The organism is Poriferisphaera sp. WC338, from assembly GCF_050931845.1.
Classification (GTDB): Bacteria; Planctomycetota; Phycisphaerae; order Phycisphaerales; family Phycisphaeraceae; genus Poriferisphaera.
Genome location: NZ_CP194516.1, coordinates 3,487,275 through 3,507,563, shown reverse-complemented (window position 1 = coordinate 3,507,563; position 20,289 = coordinate 3,487,275). Strand labels below are relative to the sequence as shown.

At 49.9% G+C, this 20,289-nt stretch carries 19 protein-coding genes and 1 tRNA gene; 12 read left to right on the top strand and 8 right to left on the bottom strand.

What is annotated here, in order from left to right; genetic code table 11:
* Nucleotides 1-148: 148 nt before the first annotated feature.
* On the bottom strand, nucleotides 149-925 hold the full coding sequence (locus ACQ6WK_RS14550) for a PEP-CTERM sorting domain-containing protein (protein WP_432798110.1): 777 nt from the start codon (nucleotides 923-925) through the stop codon (nucleotides 149-151).
* Nucleotides 926-1,398: 473 nt separating this feature from the next.
* On the opposite strand from ACQ6WK_RS14550, the gene ACQ6WK_RS14545 reads away from it, so the two are divergent.
* Both ACQ6WK_RS14545 and ACQ6WK_RS14540 read left to right on the top strand, forming a co-directional pair.
* The gene (locus ACQ6WK_RS14545) at nucleotides 1,399-2,784 is read left to right on the top strand and encodes a SpoIID/LytB domain-containing protein (RefSeq protein WP_432798109.1); all 1,386 of its coding nucleotides are present in this window, start codon (nucleotides 1,399-1,401) and stop codon (nucleotides 2,782-2,784) included.
* Nucleotides 2,785-2,860: 76 nt separating this feature from the next.
* Nucleotides 2,861-4,372 (top strand): glycoside hydrolase family 10 protein, encoded by a 1,512-nt coding sequence (locus ACQ6WK_RS14540; RefSeq protein ID WP_432798108.1) that lies wholly within the window; start codon nucleotides 2,861-2,863, stop codon nucleotides 4,370-4,372.
* Nucleotides 4,373-4,448: 76 nt separating this feature from the next.
* Here the strand turns inward: ACQ6WK_RS14540 and ACQ6WK_RS14535 are convergent, their stop codons facing one another.
* Together ACQ6WK_RS14535 and ACQ6WK_RS14530 are read right to left on the bottom strand one after the other, a co-directional pair.
* Complete coding sequence (locus ACQ6WK_RS14535) at nucleotides 4,449-5,453, bottom strand: hypothetical protein (protein WP_432798107.1); 1,005 nt, start codon at nucleotides 5,451-5,453, stop codon at nucleotides 4,449-4,451.
* A gap of 12 nt (nucleotides 5,454-5,465) precedes the next feature.
* A complete protein-coding gene (locus tag ACQ6WK_RS14530) occupies nucleotides 5,466-6,572 on the bottom strand; it encodes a glycosyltransferase family 9 protein (RefSeq protein ID WP_432798106.1) in 1,107 nt (368 codons plus the stop codon).
* A 144-nt stretch (nucleotides 6,573-6,716) separates the two neighbouring features.
* On the opposite strand from ACQ6WK_RS14530, the gene ACQ6WK_RS14525 reads away from it, so the two are divergent.
* Nucleotides 6,717-7,472: a metallophosphoesterase family protein gene (locus ACQ6WK_RS14525; RefSeq protein WP_432798105.1), complete on the top strand. Its 756-nt coding sequence runs from the start codon at nucleotides 6,717-6,719 to the stop codon at nucleotides 7,470-7,472.
* Nucleotides 7,473-7,486: 14 nt separating this feature from the next.
* Here the strand turns inward: ACQ6WK_RS14525 and ACQ6WK_RS14520 are convergent, their stop codons facing one another.
* Nucleotides 7,487-7,834 carry an STAS domain-containing protein gene (locus ACQ6WK_RS14520; RefSeq protein WP_432798104.1) on the bottom strand — a complete coding sequence of 116 codons (348 nt, stop codon included), beginning with the start codon at nucleotides 7,832-7,834 and terminating at the stop codon, nucleotides 7,487-7,489.
* Between the two features lie 434 nt (nucleotides 7,835-8,268).
* Nucleotides 8,269-9,501, bottom strand: a complete 1,233-nt coding sequence (locus ACQ6WK_RS14515) for a YgfZ/GcvT domain-containing protein (RefSeq protein ID WP_432798103.1) — start codon at nucleotides 9,499-9,501, stop codon at nucleotides 8,269-8,271.
* Between the two features lie 233 nt (nucleotides 9,502-9,734).
* Between ACQ6WK_RS14515 and ACQ6WK_RS14510 the strand changes: the two genes are divergently transcribed.
* The 3 genes from ACQ6WK_RS14510 (at nucleotide 9,735) to ACQ6WK_RS14500 (ending at nucleotide 12,432) form a co-directional block, all read left to right on the top strand.
* Nucleotides 9,735-10,925, top strand: coding sequence for a phosphoglycerate kinase (locus ACQ6WK_RS14510; RefSeq protein WP_432798102.1), 1,191 nt, complete (start codon nucleotides 9,735-9,737; stop codon nucleotides 10,923-10,925).
* A 187-nt stretch (nucleotides 10,926-11,112) separates the two neighbouring features.
* Nucleotides 11,113-11,703, top strand: a complete 591-nt coding sequence (locus ACQ6WK_RS14505) for a double zinc ribbon domain-containing protein (protein ID WP_432798101.1) — start codon at nucleotides 11,113-11,115, stop codon at nucleotides 11,701-11,703.
* A gap of 18 nt (nucleotides 11,704-11,721) precedes the next feature.
* On the top strand, nucleotides 11,722-12,432 hold the full coding sequence (locus ACQ6WK_RS14500; protein ID WP_432798100.1) for an AIM24 family protein: 711 nt from the start codon (nucleotides 11,722-11,724) through the stop codon (nucleotides 12,430-12,432).
* Nucleotides 12,433-12,511: 79 nt separating this feature from the next.
* On the opposite strand, the gene ACQ6WK_RS14495 is transcribed toward ACQ6WK_RS14500, so the two are convergent.
* Entirely contained in the window at nucleotides 12,512-13,258 is a 747-nt protein-coding gene (locus ACQ6WK_RS14495) for a DUF4082 domain-containing protein (RefSeq protein ID WP_432798099.1), read from the bottom strand.
* A gap of 599 nt (nucleotides 13,259-13,857) precedes the next feature.
* Between ACQ6WK_RS14495 and ACQ6WK_RS14490 the strand changes: the two genes are divergently transcribed.
* The 6 genes from ACQ6WK_RS14490 (at nucleotide 13,858) to ACQ6WK_RS14465 (ending at nucleotide 18,352) form a co-directional block, all read left to right on the top strand.
* Nucleotides 13,858-14,859 (top strand): aldo/keto reductase, encoded by a 1,002-nt coding sequence (locus ACQ6WK_RS14490; protein WP_432798098.1) that lies wholly within the window; start codon nucleotides 13,858-13,860, stop codon nucleotides 14,857-14,859.
* A 99-nt stretch (nucleotides 14,860-14,958) separates the two neighbouring features.
* Complete coding sequence (gene rpe / locus ACQ6WK_RS14485; protein WP_432798097.1) at nucleotides 14,959-15,678, top strand: ribulose-phosphate 3-epimerase; 720 nt, start codon at nucleotides 14,959-14,961, stop codon at nucleotides 15,676-15,678.
* A gap of 148 nt (nucleotides 15,679-15,826) precedes the next feature.
* Nucleotides 15,827-15,898: transfer RNA gene (locus tag ACQ6WK_RS14480), tRNA-Gln, on the top strand.
* Between the two features lie 59 nt (nucleotides 15,899-15,957).
* Nucleotides 15,958-16,284: a DUF1294 domain-containing protein gene (locus ACQ6WK_RS14475; RefSeq protein ID WP_432798096.1), complete on the top strand. Its 327-nt coding sequence runs from the start codon at nucleotides 15,958-15,960 to the stop codon at nucleotides 16,282-16,284.
* Between the two features lie 36 nt (nucleotides 16,285-16,320).
* On the top strand, nucleotides 16,321-16,998 hold the full coding sequence (locus tag ACQ6WK_RS14470; protein WP_432798095.1) for a DUF2585 family protein: 678 nt from the start codon (nucleotides 16,321-16,323) through the stop codon (nucleotides 16,996-16,998).
* A 271-nt stretch (nucleotides 16,999-17,269) separates the two neighbouring features.
* Nucleotides 17,270-18,352, top strand: a complete 1,083-nt coding sequence (locus ACQ6WK_RS14465; protein WP_432798094.1) for a DUF481 domain-containing protein — start codon at nucleotides 17,270-17,272, stop codon at nucleotides 18,350-18,352.
* A 74-nt stretch (nucleotides 18,353-18,426) separates the two neighbouring features.
* On the opposite strand, the gene ACQ6WK_RS14460 is transcribed toward ACQ6WK_RS14465, so the two are convergent.
* Together ACQ6WK_RS14460 and ACQ6WK_RS14455 are read right to left on the bottom strand one after the other, a co-directional pair.
* Nucleotides 18,427-19,215: a DUF1559 domain-containing protein gene (locus ACQ6WK_RS14460; RefSeq protein WP_432798093.1), complete on the bottom strand. Its 789-nt coding sequence runs from the start codon at nucleotides 19,213-19,215 to the stop codon at nucleotides 18,427-18,429.
* A 97-nt stretch (nucleotides 19,216-19,312) separates the two neighbouring features.
* Nucleotides 19,313-20,266 carry a LamG-like jellyroll fold domain-containing protein gene (locus tag ACQ6WK_RS14455; protein ID WP_432798092.1) on the bottom strand — a complete coding sequence of 318 codons (954 nt, stop codon included), beginning with the start codon at nucleotides 20,264-20,266 and terminating at the stop codon, nucleotides 19,313-19,315.
* Nucleotides 20,267-20,289 lie beyond the last annotated feature (23 nt).

Here is a 20,289-nt window from a genome sequence, read left to right as displayed (position 1 = left end):
GTGGTATTGGGAGTTATTCACAGTGTAACAGATAAAAAAGACACCTCATCCGTTAAAGGAGGAGGTGCCAATGATTCTATTTAACCAATAGTGTGTCTTGTCATGATTGAATAGATGCCGTTAGTTGGTTCTTGAAAATGAACCTTCATTATTTACGGCGACGTGCCAAGAAGAGTCCACCGAGACCGAGCAACGCGATGGATGCTGGTTCTGGAACGGCCACTGTTTCAAGAAGAATGTCATCATATGTGAGGCCGCCACCGCCGGAGCTTGCGTTAGATGGTCCGCCGAATCGCAGGCTTGTGAGGCCGTCAGCAGCATCCCAGCCTGAACCGTCGAGTGCGGTTTCGAAAACGCCATCAATGTTGCCATCGCTGGTAAGGTCAACGGTGACGGTAATCTTGTCGAGTGAGATCACAGCGTCAAAGGTGTGCCAACCAGCGGTTGCAGCGAGCGTGGCTTGTGTACCTGGGTTGCCGGGTTCATCGAAGAATTCCCAACTAACGTTCGAGCCGGGGAATAAGGTTACACGAGCGCCATATGGGTTTGCATCGGCTTGGTTGTAGGCACCCATTTCGAAGAGTGGGAATGGCCCGCCACGGAAGCCGAGAGTCATGCGTTTGTTACCAGCGCCGTCGTCGAGCATTTTTGCAGAGAGGTGGATATTTTCAGTTGCGGTTGGCTTGAGTGCGGTAACGAGAACTTCATTTACGGTACCTCCTGGGTGTGCTGCTGCTTTGCCAACATCGCCAAAGCCTGTGCCGTCTGCAGTAAGGGTTGCGCCGCCGCCAGCCCAAACTGCTGTCATCGCGGTGGTGTCAGCATAGCTGTCGAAATTTTCATCGATGATGACCGCTGCGCTTGTAGTTGCCGATGCGGTAACGAGTGCCGCCGCTCCGAGCAGTGTTAAGGATGTTCTTTTCATAGTGCCTCCTAAAGGATTGATGGAAGTGAAAGTTTCAGAAATTGGGCCTTCGAGTTGTATGGGAATTTCGAAGTCCCTTGCTGGTTCGATTAAAACGACAATAAATCTACTTGGAAGAGTTTATAGTTCTATAACAAAAAACAATTGTATAGATAACAATATCCTGTCGCAAGACTTTTTTGCTATAGGGCGATACTCGAGATTAAACTTTAATAGTATGGTAAATAAATGCTTATATTGTTTTATATGTGGAATGCGGGAAACATTATGAAGGTTGCTGGAAAGTTTTTCTGTACCTTCTGTCACAATCTTATAGAATAATGATTTATACGAGGGAATGTGCTCAAATGCTGTAGATGCAGAAATTACAAGCGCTTAAATCGCTAGGAGAAGGGGTGATTGGGGGTGGGTGATGTTTGCATGAGTGTTCTATGAGGCTTGAACAACCCGTGAGGAAGAGGAGAGTACGCGTGATGAGCAACACTTTTTTTAAGCCGTGGTCGATTCGATTGGCCGTCATCGCGGTTTCGCTTTTTGCATGCGTTAGTGTGTCTGCATATATCCCTGGGTATGACACGATTGATGTGACCGGCACGTATGCGGGAACGTATGACATCGAATCGGTGTACCTGCCAGGCGTTGTAGCGCACGAAAATGGCTTTGCACATGAGGAAGCGCTCAAGGCGCAGGCCGTGGCAGCACGGACGTATGCGTACTACAAAAAACTTGTGACCAGTCCTGGTTCGATCGCCAACGGTACAAGTGACCAAGTATTTCGTAAATCAGGTTATCAAACCCGTGTTCAACAGAAGCATTATGATGCAGTGGCCGCAACGGCGGGTGAGGTGTTGACATTTAATGGCAATATCATTGCAGGGTTTTATGTTGCGGGTGGTAAGCCGACGGCATTGCCGCTGACACCAACAGATACAACCACACCTGCATTTAGTAGCGACCCAACGAATACAGAAAAATGGGTGACTTATACGTATCCGAATGATGACATTGGGAATAGTAATCTGGGGACGCCTCTTGGTTTCCAAGGGAGTCCGCGGAATCGTGGTGCGATGAGTCAGAATGGGTCAAACTATCTGGCGACAAGTCGGGATATGAACTATATCGATATCTTGAAGTACTACTATGGTGCGGACATTCAAGTTGAGACGACAATCAACTGGCCATGGTTAAGCCGGCATAATGGGCGAACACTTGTAGATTTTGAGCAGAGTGAGCAGTACTTTGCATCGACGCCGCAGTTTTCGGGAAGTAATCGGAATATCGGGTCAGGCACGACTGCTGAGCTGTCTAACGAGGCGGCGCACACAGGAAGTACTTCTCAGAAGATTGTGATTGATTATGATGAAACAAAGCCAGATGCGTTTGATGGTTTTCGTTTGCGTCATGTTGCGGGGACAAAAAATATTGTGCCGGGTACGCAGGCATCTTCCAATGCGAACGTGATTCTAGAAGGTGTTGGCTCGATCGGTTTTTGGCTGAAGACGAACGATGCGGGCATGACCGTGTCGATTGCGCTGGATGATGATCCAAACGGGGGGACAGGGAGTTTGTCGACGGGCGACCGCGGGATTTTTATAGATGTGATTGCGGACGGCGGGTGGCATAAGTATGAATGGTTCTTGGAAGACGACAGCTACTGGGAATCATGGGTCGGTTCAGGGGATGGATCAATCAGCACGCAGTTTGCGATTGATTCGATTCAACTGCACGGTAGCAGTGATGCGATAGTGTATTTTGATGACTTATTTATTGATCCGAATGCGGTGGCGCCTGTGCCTGAGCCGACTTCGGTATTGGTATTGGCGGGGTTGCTTGGCTTGTCAGTCAGGCGACGTAAGTGAAAACAAACGTTGTGCAGTGAGATGTATAGCTGCATGGCATGATCTATCTTATATGGTTATTCCGAGTGAGGATGTGATGCGACAAACGCGTTGGACTGGACTGTTTTTATCATTAACTCTGTCGCTTCTGGTGGCTTGTTCAGCAACAGGCAAGCCAGCAACCAAGGAGCAGCTTAAGACTATCCCGGATGTGCCGACAGAATTTCGTGCGGCATGGGTGGCGACTGTGTCGAACATTGACTGGCCAAGTAAGCCGGGGCTTTCGACGAAGCAGCAGCAAAAAGAGTTGATCGATATTCTTGATCGCTGCGCCGAGATGAATCTGAATGCGGTGATTTTTCAGGTTCGCACCACGGCAGATGCTTTTTATCAATCAGATCTTGAGCCGTGGTCATATTATTTAACTGGCAAGCAAGGGCAGGCACCGAAGCCGTTCTATGATCCGCTGAAGTTTGCAGTTGAAGAAGCGCACAAACGTGGGATTGAACTACATGCGTGGTTTAATCCGTATCGTGCGTCTCAGGAACACGGCAAGTATGAATATGATCCGTCGCACATTTACAAGACCAACCCTGATCTGGTGAAGACTTACGGGAAGAAGTTGTGGATGGATCCAGGTGAGCCTGAGGTGATGAAGCGATCAATGGATGTGTTCCTTGATGTTGCGAAGCGATATGACGTAGACGGCATTCATATTGATGACTATTTCTATCCCTATCGTGTTGCGAATACGGAGTTTCCAGACAAAGCTTCTTATGCGAAGTATCAGAAGGCTGGTGGGAAGCTGGGCGTGAATGATTGGCGGCGGCATAATGTTGATACGTTTATTGAGACGTTCTACAAGAAGCTGAAGAAAACACGGAACGACGTAAAGTTTGGGATTAGTCCTTTTGGGATTTGGAAACCAGGTTATCCATCGAACATCCAAGGGATGAATCAGTTTGAAATGATTTATGCAGATGCGAAGTTGTGGTGGAACAAAGGTTGGTTGGATTACTTCACGCCCCAGCTTTATTGGGAGATTCGTAAGCCAGCGCAGTCGTTCCCATCGCTTTTGGGTTGGTGGGAATCGGAGAATACGAAAGGTCGCTATTTGTGGCCGGGTATGGCGTGCTACCGTGTGAAGGATGGCACGAAGCGAGAACTTGATGAAAAAGAGATCCCGTTCCAGATCGATTGGACGCGCTCGCTGACGAAGAATGGACCTGGCGCAGTCTTCTTCTCGATGAAGCAGCTTATGACCAATCGCGGTGGCTTGACTAAGTCGATCAGTGCTAAGTACAGCAAACGCGCGCTAGTGCCATCATGTGATTGGCTGAAAGCGAAGGCGCCGAAGCTGCCAAATGCAAAGGTGGCGATGACATCGGACGAAGGTGTGACGGTGAAGCTGGACAAGCAATCTGCTGCAGATGCAATCAACTGGATTGTTCAGGTGAAACGCGGTGGTAAGTGGTACTACGAGATCGAGCCAGTCGCGAAACGCACCATGAAGGTTGACACTAAGGGTGGCAAAGTTGAGATGGTTGTGGTGACGACAGTGGGACGCAACTCTGTTATGAGTCCGAAGAGCGTGATCAGCGGTAAGTGACCGTAATTTGAATTGATGATCATAAAACGCCCTTGGAATAGGGCGTTTTTTTGTGCGCGAGGGTTGGAGTACGTGATTAGAGGATACGGATGAGATCTTGTTCGTCGATGCCGATGTTAGAAAGGTGGGGGCGGAGGTCATCGAGGAAGCGGCGGCCGTCCTGTGTGTAGCCGGCAGTATGTTTGAGGTTCGGGACATGCGATTGGAAGTAGCGGTTCATGCGACCCATGAATAGCTCACGGAGATATTTGCAGAGCATGGAGGCAAGTGCGATGGGGAAGTGTTTGTCTTCGCCTTTGGTTTCGAAGGTGACGGTCATTTGCCGGTTTTGCTGAGAGAGGAGGTAAGCAGAGCGGTCTTTGGATTCATCTAATATACGGATAGATGCATCGGGAAAGTTGATCTGAAGGACACGAAGATATTTGGTGCGCCCACCTTGTCGATCGATAGCAACGATAGGGTGATGAGCACCATAGTTTTGCCAGATGTGATGAAGATGTCCTGCGACGAACGTAAAGGAGGTAGATGCTTTGTTGCGTGTGGCGGCGGCCATTTGATTGAAACGGTTTTCAAGGACCAGTGCGGGTGCGAGATCGAGAAGTGTAATGCCTTGAGAAGTCATGGTTTTGCTGAGCATGTTAGTAGCGATAGCGATCTCGCCGCCGGTGGATGCGGCGGGAAGTATGTCCCAAGGGTGAGTCTCGGAGGGATCGTACCAGGGAAGATCGTCGGTTTGGTGATGTGATTGCTCGCCGAGGTGATCAAGCATGTTGGCAAGTGAGAGTGTGCCGTCGTTATCTTGCCAATGCTTGAGGATTCGAGCGAAGCAGAGGACGCCGGTTTCAAGATGTTTGATGCCTGCGGCTTTGGTGACAAGCTTCTTAGAGTCGCCGATGGGAATGCGGTGTTTGCGGCCAGCAAGTTTGCGGGAGACAGCCCCTTCGAGGATAGACCAGAGGTCGGGGAGGTTGTCGTATGAAAAATCTGGCGCATCATCAATGGCGATGACGGATCGGCTGATAAGGAGTGGGCCGAGGAGTGGGCCGTAACCTGCTTCGTCGATGCCGGCGTAGATGTGCATAAAAGTGCCTGTTTACAAGGATGGAATTTGTTGCTGAAGGTTTTGCCAAACTTCGTCGGTGGTCACCTTGGCGATAAGAGATTGATCGTTTTTATGGCTGCGGTAGTCGAAGACAAAGTCGGGATTGATGGTTTCGATAGGGCGGACGACGGTTTCGAGGCGACGGTAGGGACCGACAAAATTGGGATCGGTTGGGCCGAAGATGGTGGTGATGGGTTTGTTGAAGCCGACGGCGATGTGCAGTGGAGCAGAGTCATTGCAGACGACGAGACGACAGTGTTTGATGAGCGACATAAGTTGGCCGATGGAGGTTGTGGGGTTGAGGATTTGCGAGGGAGAGCCGCCGAGGGATTGGAAAGTATTAATGAATGCTTCAGCGGAAGATTGTTCGGACGGTGCTGTGAGTAGGACGATGTGCTTACCGAGGGATTGTGCCTCGAGGAGACGCTTGGAGATTTCTGCGTAGCGATCGATTGGCCAGCACTTGCACTGCCAACGTGCGGTGGGCGCAATACAGATGTAACGATTGGGTTTGGCATTGTTTTGATGGAGGTAGGAAAGCGTCCAGTCGTCGTCGGCAATGGAAGTGTAGAGCGAAAGATCGTCATCGGATTTGATGCCTTCAGCTTGTAGCAGCGCGAGCATCTGATCGACAGTGTGTGGCGTGTTATGGGGGAGAGGGTGACGCGTGTTGTAGCCAAGCCAAGCGAGTTCGCGGGCAGCACGATAGCCTATTCGGCGCTTAGATCGTGTGAGAAAGGTGAGTAGGCCGGAGCGTGCGAGCCCTTGCAGGTCGAAGACGAGATCATAGTTGGTAGAGCGGAGTTGTTTGGCGAGTGCGAGGCCGAGTCGGGTGGCACGTGGGGAGCGGCAAAATTTTTTTAGTGCAGTGCGATCGAAGGGGATGACGTTTGTGATAGCTGGATGGTGGGCGATGATATCGATGAAGGGTTTGTTGACGAGCCAGTCGATCCGGGCGGATGAGCCGAAGTGTTTGCGGAGAGAGGTGAGGACGGGGACGGTGCGGGCGACGTCGCCGAGGGCAGATGGACGGATGATGAGCACACGCTTGGAGGCGTGGTGTGATGGGGTTGAGGTTGTACTGTTCGCGGCGGCCATATCCGACTAATATAGCTGTTTCGAGGCGGGGACGGTGCGGTGGGGAAAATTTGCTGCGGAATTGCGTTGTGGGTAAAGCCCACAGATTTGGCAACTCCCCAAAAAGAATAAACACATGCAGTGTTTCAAGAGGATGTGACGTTTATGACCACGGCTTTGATTTCGGATATTCATGGCAATGTTGATGCGCTGAAGATTGTGCTTGCGGATATTGAATCGCGTGGGATCGAGCGGATCATCTGTTTGGGTGACATTATTGGGTACGGCCCGAACCCGCTTGAGTGTGTGGATCTGGTGATGGCAAAGTGTGAGTTTGCGATGCTGGGGAATCATGATTTCGCGGTACTGTACGAGCCGACAAGTTTTAATGCATCAGCGGAGCAGTCGTGCTATTGGACGCGGCAGCAGTTTGAGAAGGAAGAAGATCCGGAGAAACGAAAGAAGCGATACACGTATTTGGGAAATCTGTCGATTCGAAAGCAGACTGAGATGGGGTTGTTTGTGCATGCATCACCACGGCGGCCGATCAATGAGTATATTTTTCCAGATGACACGCTGACGGCGCCTGTGAAGATGCAGCAGATTTTTGACCGCATCGAACAACGGTGTTTTTGCGGACACACGCACGTGCCGGGGGTGTTTACGGACGAGCCCGATTTTTATCCGCCGAAAGATTTAGGCGGGACTTATACATTTACGGATGATGAGAAATGTATTATCAATCCGGGATCGGTGGGGCAGCCGCGTGATAGAGATCCGCGTGCATCTTATGCAGTTATGACGGATGAAAAAATTGAATTTGTGCGGATTGAATATCCTGTGCAGGACGTAGCAGATAAGGTGTCGATGATTCCGCAGCTAAATGATTTTCTGGGGCAGCGATTATTTGATGGACGGTAGGTAGATAGGACAGATTAAAGGGAAGCGATCGCATCCTGTACGTCGTCATAGATAGCGAAGACGGAGTCGAGGCGAGTCACCTTGAAGAGGAACGAGACGTTCTCTTTGCAGTTGGCGAGAGCGATCTTGCCTTTGACGTGCTCAAGGTCTTGGAGGAAGGAGACGAGTGCGCCGATGCAGCTTGAAGCGAGGAATTCGACATGTGAGAGGTCGAAGACGAAGTTGCGGATGTTGTCATGCCGCATGATTTGCATACATTCGTCGATCATCTCCTGCATCTCGAGGTGGGTCACTTCTGACATTTCGATTCTGCATGTGGCGACCTGGCCGTCTTGTTCGATTTCCATCCCATCTGGCAGCATGTAAATGACCTCATCTCACGAATGACCTGCAAATGACTACATACATATCGACTTGTTGCGGGCCATTTCATTCAAAACAAGTACGAATCGATGGCGGCTCATTCAGTGATCAGCAGGGATTACCTGCTAAAAATAACGCCTTCGTAACAATGTAGTTTAAACGGAGTTAACACGAAAATCACGATTTGGCATCAGAAATACGCTGTCTGGGTGCCGTCATGATCCTTGGGCGTTGTGCCAGTGGCATGCTTAGCCAACTTGGCAAATAGGCGATATGAGGGCTTGGTAAGCAAGGTAATTTGCGGGGTTTGGTGAATAGTCAGGAGGATGACATCCGATAATCGGTGCCAGGCGATATGAGCTTTGCCTAGTTTGTACAGCCTGCGGATTGGTTACAACTGACATAAATGGGTGGGTTTAACATACTCGAACCGTTACATAAAGCAGAGTGGGCCGAAGGTGGCTTTGGACATCTCATTTTCTGTGCGGACCATCCCAGCCATACCGTTACGGTGTTTACCCCATTTGATGACGCCGAAGGCGATGGATTGGTTACCCCGTAGTGGCGAGACGGTGGAGGAGGTCACGCCGCCGATGACAACAGGTTCGGTGTCGGTTTCTTTGGCTTCCTGGTAGATGGGGTTGCCCGCATCGGCGACGAATTCTTGATCAAATTTCAGGCCGACGAGGACGCGCTTGGGGTGGCCGAGGTTGTACATACGGGAGACGATTTCCTGCCCGAGGTAGCAACCTTTGGTAAAAGAAACCAGTTCATCGAGGATGCCGGTCTCAGCAGGGAGAGAGTCAGCGCCGTAGTCAATCATAAACAGGGGTGTGCCGGCTTCGATACGTGCGGTGTTGTATGCGCCCCAGCCGATTGGTCTGCCGCGGAGCCCCTTGCGACGTTGTTCAGCCCAGTTCGCGTCTATCTCGTGGTTAGAGGACCAGCCGGCTTGTGAAAGAAGATGATCATAGATCGCATTAATATTGTCACGGGGGACATAGAGATGCAACCCAAGCGATCCGGCTTCATCACGGCGCATGAGGTGGCAGGCAGAGCCGCAGATTAAAACCGAGCCGCAGTCCCACGGCTCAAGAGTGGCGGGGTCAGTCTGTGAGTCATTTTCATCACGTGATTGTTCGATCAATGCCGCAGCCCCCGGGCCAGTGATGAATAAATGTTCGATATCACCGCTTTGATCTTGGAAGGTAATGTCTTCAGTGAAGACGATCTTATCGAGTGAAGTGATCAGGTGTTCGGTATTGAATTTGGCAGCATCAAGATAAATCGTGCCGGATTCATTGGGCATCTTCATTAGGATGAAGTCGGCTTCGATACGTCCTTTGGTATTCAACAAGAGTGCGTGATTGGATTTGCCGGTGGGGAGATTGTTCACCTCGTTGGTGATCATGCGATGTAACAGGTCGGCGGCATCGGCGCCGGTGATTTTGATCAATCCCCGCCATGACATATGAAGGATGCCGACGCGCTGACGGATGGCGGCGTACTCCGCGCGGTAATCTTCGAAGGAATCGACAGCGGCAATTGCTTCGCCTTCAGCACCCCAAGCCATGAGCATTCCGCCCATCTGTTCCTGCTTCGCAGCGAGTGGATTTGTCATAGCAGGGTTGGTCGGGGCCGCGTTCTGATCGTTCGTGTCACTCATGCAGGGAATTATAGTGTGGGTGGAGGCAGGCCCCAATTCGGTCGGGTGGTGCTTGGGAAAGGTTGCCGCCCCGCAGGTTTCTGGCAGCGTGAGTGGCTCACCTTCCGGGGGGATTTTGCCTATAATGAGACCGCTCGCTCCGGAGGAACCGCCTGATTGGATCGGCCGGGAGCGTGTGATGGTAATCCCGCCTGATTGAGAATTACAACCCTAACTCATTGGAGTTTAAGAAGATGGCGAAGAAAACAATCGCTGACGTTGCTGTGGCTGACAAGAAAGTTTTGATTCGTGTGGACTTCAATGTTCCGCTCAAGGACGGTCAGATCACCGACGATCGGCGTATCCAGATGGCGCTTCCAACGATCAAGGCCGCACTCGACAATGACGCCGCGGTGATTTTGATGTCCCACCTTGGCCGTCCAAAGGGCGAAGGCGCTGAACCAGAATTTTCATTGAAGCCTGCTGCTGCACGTCTTGGCGAAATTCTTGCTGGCAATGAAGTGTTGTTCGCTTCGGATACGGTGGGTGATGATGCGAAGAGCAAGGCGAAATATCTTCTGCCGGGGCAGGTGCTTGTGTTGGAGAACCTCCGTTTTGCCAAGGACGAGAAGAAGGGCAACGCTGAGTTTGGTAAAGCGATCGCGGACATGGCCGATGTTTATGTGAACGATGCGTTTGGCACATGCCACCGTGAGCATGCTTCTATGGTCGCTGTTCCGCAGGCGATGAAGGATGCGGGCAAAGAAACGGTTTGCGGTTTCCTGGTTGAGAAAGAAATCAAGTTCCTTGCAGACACGATTGCGAATCCCGGGCGCCCGTTTGTGGCGATCCTCGGCGGTGCAAAGGTATCCGACAAGATTGTTGTCATCGAAAACCTGATCAACATCTGTGACAAGATCATCATCGGCGGCGCGATGGCTTACACTTTCTTCCTCGCGCAGGGTAAGACGGTGGGCGGATCATTGGTCGAGCCAGACTTTATAGAGAAGGCGAAAGAAATGCTCGCCAAGGGTGGCGATAAAATTGTCCTCCCGATCGATACGCACTGTGGCGATGCGTTCAGTGGTGACTCTAACAAGCAAGTTGTCGAAGGCGATATTCCTGATGGCTATCAAGGTTTTGATATTGGGCCGAAGTCTGCTGAGTTGTTTGCAAACATTGTGCGTGACGCGAAGACGGTTGTTTGGAACGGGCCGATGGGCGTGTTCGAGATGCCGCCGTTTGATGAGGGGACCAAGGCGGTTGCCGCGGCGATTGCTGAGTCGGATGCGGTGTCGATCATTGGCGGCGGCGACTCGGCTGCGGCTGTGAAACAGCTTGGTTATGCTGATCAGGTGACGCACGTTTCGACCGGCGGCGGCGCTTCATTGGCGATGCTCGAAGGCAAGAAATTCGCCGCAGTTGAATTGTTAGATGAGAAATAAACCGTCGGCCTCCGGAACCCACCCGGGAGTAAATTGATCAGATCAGCCCACGGTTTGGCCGTGGGTTTTTTATTGGTATCGTTCATGATGACAAAAAATCTGGTTGGGCGAGGCATATTCGCACAATTGCATTTTTGACACGGGTTATTCTTACCATAAGTGCGCAAGCAATATTAGAATAAGCACCATGGATGATCTTAAAAAACTATCCGGGGCAGCGCATCAGCCCGCAAAGAAGTTTATGCGCCGAGCCGGCGTGATTTGTATTGCTCTTGGCTTGCTTTGCATCATTCTTGGTATTGGCAGCTTCTTCTTTTCATTCATCGCAAACATGATCGGTATTTCATCGGGTGAAACAACATTTAGCATTCCTTATCTCTTCCCACTTGCATTCATTGGCGGCCCGATTTTTTTTATTGGGATCGTGATGGCTGTTTTTGGTTACATGGGTGCGGTTGCACGCTATCAAGCGGCAGAGATTGCTCCGGTTGCATCTGATACCGTGAACTACATGGGTAAATCAACCAAACCTGGAGTGCGGTCATTCGCTTCGGCGATCTCGGAAGGTTTAACCGAAGGCGCAATGGCTGGATCAGGATCAGATTTTCAGGACATGATTAACTGTCCGGTATGTGAAGCGCGTAATCAAACCGGCTCAAAATTCTGTGATCAGTGTGGTGTATCCATAGCTGAGATAATCTGCTCGAATTGTTCTTCACCGAACCAGCCGGGCTCGAAGTTTTGTGATCAATGCGGTAACAATCTCTCTGACCATTAAACAACAAAGGACTTCAACGTGACGCAAACCGATAACCGTTATTCAATTGCGGAGTTTATTGAGCAAACTCAACAGCGGGATCGGGGGCAGGGGTTTTTTGAGCTTGAGTCCGAGCGCATTCTGGAAGTCAATCTTGACGGTGAGGTGTGGACGAAGATGGGGTCGATGATCTCGTACAACGGGGAGATCAAGTTCACACGTGAAGGCATTATGGAACACGGTTTTGGTAAGTTTCTGAAAAAAGCAGTCTCCGGTGAAGGGACACGGCTTACCAATGCGTCAGGGCGTGGGCAGTTATATTTGGCGGACAGCGGGAAGAAGATCACGCTGTTGCAGCTAGGCGGGGAGGCGATTTATGTGAATGGGAATGATCTGCTTGCGTTTGAGAAATCGTTGTCGTGGGACATCAAGATGATGAAGAAGGTGTCGGCGATGTTGGCGGGCGGGCTGTTTAATGTGCGGCTGGAGGGGACGGGGATGTTGGCGATCACGTCGCATTATGATCCAATGACGTTGTTGGTGGAGCCGGAGCGGCCGGTGATGACAGACCCGAATGCGACGGTGGCGTGGTCGGGTGATTTGATGCCGACGTTTAAGACGGATGTTTCGCTTAAGACGTTTTTTGGCCGTGGGTCGGGGGAATCGTTTCAGATGTTGTTTGAGGGGTCGGGGTATGTAGTGGTGCAGCCTTATGAAGAGGTGTATTTGCAGGCGAGCTCGGGGAGTTGATGAGGATTTCGTGAGCGCATGAAAAACCTGACCTACATGATGTGGGTCAGGCTCCTTGTGTTTAGATGTTAGATAGATCTTATTCTTTGATGGGTTTGTTTTGGTTACGTTTGCGGCGGAGTGAGATCAGGCCGAGCGCGATGGCGCCGATGCCGCTGGCGGTAGGGGTTGGTGCAGCGACTGGGGTGTCGATCGTGTCAACTGGCGCATTGGTATCGATGTAGCCGAAATCAACAAGCCACTGAAATTCACCAAGGACATCTGGGAAATCCCACAAGCTGCTGAAAGAAGTGGGAGCTGATAATGAACTTGAGGATGAGCGATAGACGCTGTCAGTGTAGCTGATATTACCGTCGGTTGATGCTTCAGTGAAGCTTTCGAGGACGCGGCGGTATTGACCTCCTGCGGTGCTGGTGAGCGTAATGCCGTAGTTTGTTCCTTCATCGAGAGATATACCTTCGTCAAGTGCGACGGTTCGCCAAGTATCGGTGTCTGCGAGAGAATTAACCTGAGCCAAGATTTCATCGGTGTCGGTATTCCACAGGGTAATGGTGTCGTTGTTGCCGCTGGCTCCGGTCAAGGTTGAAAGTTGGGTGATCACAAGATCAGGTGAATTGGCGGTAAAAGACCAACCAACAGTGACACCGATGGTGCTGCCAGTGAAACTGTAGTGTGCACCAGATGAAATTTGATCTTGAAGGACGGTGTCTACACTTTCAGCTTTGGTCGTTTTAGCGCCAATGAGTGCAGCGGCTCCCATCATAGCGCCGGTGGCAATGCTGCGTTTGCCACGGAAGACCTTTCGTTTGCGTGCGGGTTTTACCATTGTTTGCTCCTGTTTGATTGAATAATGCCTGTTTGAAGTTCTGTGCTTCGATGGTGCGGTTTGAAACAATTATGTTGTCATCTACAACATCCAATTGATGCCATTCATTGTTGTGTTGTAATGTCTATTCTGTTGAGTCCCGGATGTATGATTAAGAGCAGCATTCTTCCAATCTGTATGAGCCTGGATTCATGCACAGCCGTGTCGAATCATATCGCGGCATGGCATGTGTCAATTTGCTTTATGTTTGGATGGATTGGGTTTGATGTTGTTGTGTTTCAAGGTTCATATATGTCGTGCAAGAATATGGGGGATTGCGATTCTTAGTCGGCGCGGTTCTCGGGATTGCTCTTGGATAAAAGGGAGAGACCTAGAAGATGACATTTGTGGCTGACGAGGCTTGTGTTATGCGATATGCGAGGTATATGGCTGTTTGCTTAAAGATTGGGATGAGGTTTGATGACCGGATAAGCGGTGACTTTACCCGAGTATTGCAGTAGGCGACTTGCTTTCACGATAGCGTGTATAGAATGTCCATCATCGCTGTGATTATGGCGGAGTTATTGGTTATATGGTTGATTATGTTGTGAGATAAGCCCATGCGTTACAGGCCAATTGGTGATTCAGGATTGGAAGCCTCGGTGATTGGGCTTGGGACATGGGTGTCAGGTGGAGGAGAGGTGTGGGGGCAAGAGGTAGATGATGATGAATCTGTGAGGGCGATCGAAGCTGCGATCGACTCGGGTATCAATTTGATTGATACCGCGCCGGCGTATGGTTTGGGGCGAGCAGAGAAGGTGGTTGGACGAGCGATTAAAGGCAAACGGGATAGCGTGATTGTTGCGACTAAATGTGGGCTAAGGTGGGATGATATTTCCGGGACATTCATGTCACATCTGTACGGTAAAGATGTCTATCGGAATACGCGACCATCATCGATTGCTCATGAAGTCGAAATGTCATTACAGAGATTAGATATAGGGACGATTGATTTGTATCAGGTGCATTGGCCGACGGTAGATCATATGACGATGCCGATCGCGGATACGATGGCTATGCTGATGAAGCTGAAGGAGCAGGGGAAGATCCGAGCCATTGGCGTGTCGAACTACTCGGCCTGTGAGATTGAGCAGTCGGTGAAACGTGGTGATGTACATTCAGATCAGGGGAGGTATTCGTTTTTAAGTCAACGACAAGAAGAAGCAGCTATTGAAGAATGCTCTAGCAGGCATTTGGCGTTTATTGCGTATCAGCCGTTGGAGCAAGGTTTGCTCACGGGGAAAGTTACGATGGAGACGGTGTATCCAGAGGGAGATGTGCGGAATAGTGCATCGTGGAATCCTTGGTTTGTGCCGGAACGCCGTGAGAAAGTGATTGAAGTATTAAATGGATGGGATGATCTGATGCATAAATATGATTGTTCGTTGGCGCAGTTAGTGCTTGCATGGACGGTAGAGCAACGGGGCGTGACCCATGCGCTGGTCGGGGCGCGGACGGTTAAACAGGCGGAGGCAAATGCACGCGGGGGTGAGATCATTCTGGGTGATCATGATATCGAGCGAATGTCGAAGGATGCACAGGGTCTGCTTCGGATTCTTTAGCCTATGTTTATAGGTATTATGTCTTGATTTGTTTCATCTGTGTGTGGTTGTAGGTGGGATCGTTCTTGAAGCAGGACGAGGAACGGGGAGTGTTGTATCATGTTGCGTATGTTAGATATCACAAAGAAACCGGTGCGGCCGTTGGTCGCGGTCTCAATCTTATCGGCCGATTTTGGAAAGATGGCGGAAGACTGTGAAACCGTGTTAGGTATGGGTGCAGATCTGCTACATCTTGATGTGATGGACGGTCATTTTGCACCGAACCTGACGATGGGTGTGGACATGATAAAAGGTGTACGCCGGCATTTGCCAGAGGTGTGCTTGGATGTGCACATGATGGTTGAGAAGCCGGGTGATTATGTGGAAGCATATGCGAAAGCGGGGGCGAATAACTACAGTTTCCACTGGGAGGTGACGACCAATGCGCAAGGGAGCGGAGCTCCGGGTGGTGATGCAAATGAAATGATCTCACGGATTCATGATCTTGGGATGACTGCTGGGATGGTGGTTAATCCCGGAACGGAAGCGCGGGTACTTGAACCGTTTCTAGATCGGATCAATGTTGCACTTGTGATGAGTGTGTGGCCGGGGTTTAGTGGTCAGAAGTTTATGCCGGAAGTTTTAGAGAAAGTGAAGTGGTTGCATGAAGTGTCAGGCGATCATGTTCGTATTGAGATGGACGGTGGGATTGGGCCAGTGACGAGCGTGGATGCAGCAGCAGCAGGTTGTGACATGATGGTAAGTGCGAGTGCTATTTTTGGGAGTGATGATTGGGCGGGGGTGATCAAAGCACTGCATGATTCGCCGTTGCCACGATGAAATAAGAAGTGATTAAGTGTCTTTAAACAAGTGCTTAATAGCATTGGACGTTGGCTGTGGAGAGTCGGAATAGATTGACGGTTGGGGCGAGAAGATGTAAGATTTGCGGCTCAGTTATGGCTTGGAAAGAAGCTGGAACCGATACTTTTGGCCCTTGGTGTAATCGGTAGCACGAGTGGTTCTGGTCCACTTAGTCGGGGTTCGAGTCCCTGAGGGCCAGCTTTTCCCAAGTGGGATATGACCCGTCAGTATTGGCGGGTTTTTTTGTGGGAAGTGATAATGGTCACAATGGATGAAATCACAATAAAGATTAACGATGTTGGGTGGTTGCGTGTTGGGTTGGTTATCATCATGCTCTTGCTTAATGTTTGGGTGTGGACGGTCTATGGTTGGGATAAATGGCGGGCAACGAAAAGCGGTTGGCGGGTGAGTGAGAAGGTGTTGCTATGGTGGATGGTGATAGCGCCAATCGGTGGGGCGATGGGGATGAAGTTGTTTAGGCACAAGACTGCAAAGTCCAGCTTTAAATGGCGAGCGGTAGTATGTTTCGTGCTGGGGATATTGTTGTATGCGGGGGTGGTTTGGGGTTGTATGCTATGGGAGTGAATGAACCGGGTGGTAAATATAAACAGGAGCAGTTTCTTGTCTGGACATACAGAGCAATCAAATGAGCATGGGGCAGGGCGAGAGGACGTGAGTGATGTGCCAGTAGAGCTGAGGCGAAAGCATCATGACAATGGCGGCTCTAAAATACTCGTCATTGTTGGGGCGATTCTGATCGTAATGGTGGGGCTGTTATGGTGGGAAGGGCGGCGGCTTTGGTGCGAATGTGGGCAGAGTTTTCTGTTGGCAGGCGACGTAAACAGTAGTCATAACTCACAGCATCTCTTTGACTGGTATAGCTTGAGTCATCTTCTGCATGGTGTGTTTTTTTACTGGATTTTTAAGGGTGTTTGGAAGGGACTACTTCGTCGGAAATGGGTGTGGGGTTATGGATTCGCTGCAGCGATGTTGCTTGAAGCTGGATGGGAAGTACTTGAAAATTCACAGCTCGTGATTGATCGTTACCGCGAAGCGACGGCTGCCTTAGGTTATTCAGGTGATTCGATCGTAAACTCGGGCGGAGATATGTTTAGCTGTGCGGTTGGTTTTATCATTGCAGGGCTGATCGGATGGCGGATGTCGGTGGTGGTGTTCTTGGCGGTAGAGCTATTAATGCTGTGGCTGGTGAAAGATAATCTGATTCTGAATGTGCTGATGCTAATTTATCCCATTGAAGCGATTAAAGAATGGCAGATAGCTCCTGTCTCCGGAAGTTAGCATGATTAAGGTTTTGATTGGAACGATGCTGATGTAGAAGGATAGAACGATTCCGGGGTTGTCCCATGCGCTGGGAGAGAGTATTAAGTAAAATGGTATAATCCAATTCTATTTGATCAGATCAGGGACGATCTTCATGAGCATGCGATGGGCGACAGCCTGCAGGGGACGAACTCATAGATTCAAAAATCATCTGCTTTCTAGCGTTTTTATATTCGTGATATTAATTGGGTTGGGGCAAGGTGGCTTACTATTTGGTGAAGTGGTTGTGATGAAGAATGGGGATCGGTTGACCGGAAGTGTGAAGTCGATCAGTAAGACCGAGCTTGTGCTACGGAATCCATATCTTGGTGAGATCAAGCTGAAGATTAAAGATATTAAACGCCCAACGATTATTGATGGGAAGATTGTGGGTTGGGGCGAGATTGATTCACCTTCATCTGAATCTCCGGTTGATGAGTCAGAATCAAAAACGAAGGGGGAAGAGAAAACGCGAACGGGGAGTGCGGCTGAAAGTTTGGGGCCGGTGGTGAAGCCGCGCGAGTTTAAGGAAAAAGAGAGGGCAGCAACACAACCAAGTGAAGTTGATCAGGAAGTAGTCGGGGATAAATCTGAAGAGAGTGATGCAGCAGAGGCGGTGGATGAAATCATGTTTGGTAGTGGCCGGAAGGGGCTACTTGGAACAGGATTACTTGCTGGATGGGAACGTAGTTTTCAGGCAGGTTTCTCAGGAAGTGAAGGAAACTCAGACACGCTAAATATCAATCTTGGATTGAATCTTCATTTTGAAGATCAGTGGAAAGTGTGGGACATCAGCAGCGCGTTCTTTTATGCAACGGCTCAGGGGGCGATCGTGAAAAACCAGGTTTATGTACAGGCAATTCGGAACTGGAAATTGCCGGAGACTAAGTGGTATGTATTTGCTCAGGGGCGATATGACATGGATCAGTTTCAAGCATTTCAGAATCGGTTCAGTATAGTTGCTGGCGGGGGATATCCCGTGATCAGCGTTGAGGGATTTGAGTTAAAGGGTGAGGTTGGTGCTGGGGGGACTTATAACACGGGGTTTGCAGATCGACCGTTTGTGCCGGAGGGTTATCTGGGGATGAAGATTGATTGGGAGATAGATGAGAACCAGAGCTTGATGTTTCGGGAGCAATACTTCCCGGATTTAAGCGAAGCATTTCGGCAAGGGCGAACGATTACGAATTTGGATTGGGTGATTCGGATGAGGAATATGGAAGGGATTAGCCTGAAGTTTGGGTTGTTGTATGAATACAATGCGCGGGTGGACAGTGCGCGGCCGAACCATAATGATTTGCAGTTTTATGGAGCACTTGCATGGGAGTTTTAAGGTGTAGAAAAAGAAAACCCCGGTACACAAGGTACGCAGGGTATATCGGGGTTTAGTGATTAAATAAAACAGATTTAGGGAGTTGTTGGACGTGGTCTTGTGCGGTAGTCGTCGATAGTCCAATCATCACCATCAATGTGGACATCGTTATGAAACAGGGGCGCGGGTATTTCAATGTTTGCTGCATGTCCATCAACAAATACGAAATTAAATTTATCTTTATCGTCGTGGAATTCTTTACGTGCGCCGGGTGGGAAGGTTGAAATTGTATAAGTACCCCATGCGTAGTGTTGGCCACCGTGTTCTCCACCCATCAGTAAACGTGAGGTATGGATAACTTCGGTAATTCGGATTGAAAAGTCAGCAGACATACCTGCGTTACTGAGATCATCATATCTACCGGACATAAAAGCTCCATAAGAAGTGCCATAATAATTGAAGAAGGAATCGCCAAAGGTTGGGTTAGATGGGCCGGGGTCAGAGGGACACATGGCATAGGGGACATCATCGTCCGGCTTGAGTTTGATGCCACCGAAGAGATAGCGATTGAGATAGCGATAGTCGGCGCTGCGGGTTGCGTAGCCGCCGGTTTGTCCAGTCTTGCCTACCCAATTAAAGACACTGGTGCCTAAGCTGTTGCCGTTTTCATCAAAAATGCGTTTTGGGGGGACATAATCATCATTGTCATGGGTGTACATATACATTGCCGTCCCAATTTGGCGCAGATTGTTAAGGCATTGAATGCGATGGCCGGATTCGCGAGCCTTACTGAGTGCGGGCAGTAAAATAGAGATCAGCAATGCAATGATCGAAATGACTACAAGAAGTTCGATGAGCGTGAAAGCTTTGGATTGGCGTCGCATGTGTGTTAGCTCCGGGCAAAGAGGTACTTAAGACTATATAAGTTAAATGTGCAGCTAGCCGTTTGGCCAACTACACAATGAATCAATGAAGGAAAATTCATGTCATACGTCTGTGAGCCAGTACGCATAGACCAAATCCGAGAAGAGCGAATGATGCCGGTTCAGGAATGGCATACTTATTAAGCAGGAAGGATTCATTTGCGGCTCTGTCTATATCTGAAAGTGCAGTGTTGTAGATGAGAAACTCGGCGTATTCACCATCAAAGCGTGAGCCGCCTGATCTGTTCATTGCTGAGCCGATACGGAAGCGTTCGAGCTCGGGCGTGGTTGACACAGTCAAGCCGGTAAGGCTGCCTGTTTCGACACCGTTGACATATTCCTTGAAGGTACCGTTGTCACCGTCAAAAACCAGCGTGAGAATGCTCCAGTCGGTGCCGATGGAGCTAGCGTCGTTGGTAATCTCATTGATGCCCGAGTCGCTGGCGGCATAGCTGATACGGTTACCACCATTGAATCTGACGCCGAAAGTATCATCAGTACCGCTGTGCTTAAACGAGATGAGGTAGTGGGGCTCTGTGTGGATGTTGTTTTTGAAGACAGCGGTGAGAGTGATGTTTTTGGAATCCATGGCGGTGCCATAGGGATCGGCGCCCTCACTACCATCGAGGGAGAGATAGCCCACTTTGGTGCTGGTGCCTACGGGTGATTGGATGATCGAGGGCAGACCATTGATAGCATTGGTTTTAAGGGACGCTTGGATGGTAGTGTTGTTGTTCTGCACTAGATTGTTGCCGCTGATAGCTGTCGCTTGATCCCACCATTCCCAGATTTGATCGCCGTTGGTGTCGGCGGGATCTGCGGTGCTGCCGCTTTTTGCAGGGTTGTTTGTATAGGTATCAGCTCCTGCGTCATAGTGTGCGAACAGGCCGGTGGTGGTGATAGCAGCATCAGCATTGTGGGCATGTAGCGCGGCCAGTGTTATGCCGGCAAGCATGACGCATCTGCCAAGAATGCAGCCTATCGTGAGTTTTGTAGGGGGTGTACATATCATCTTTTTTCTCCTTTAGCTTCTGA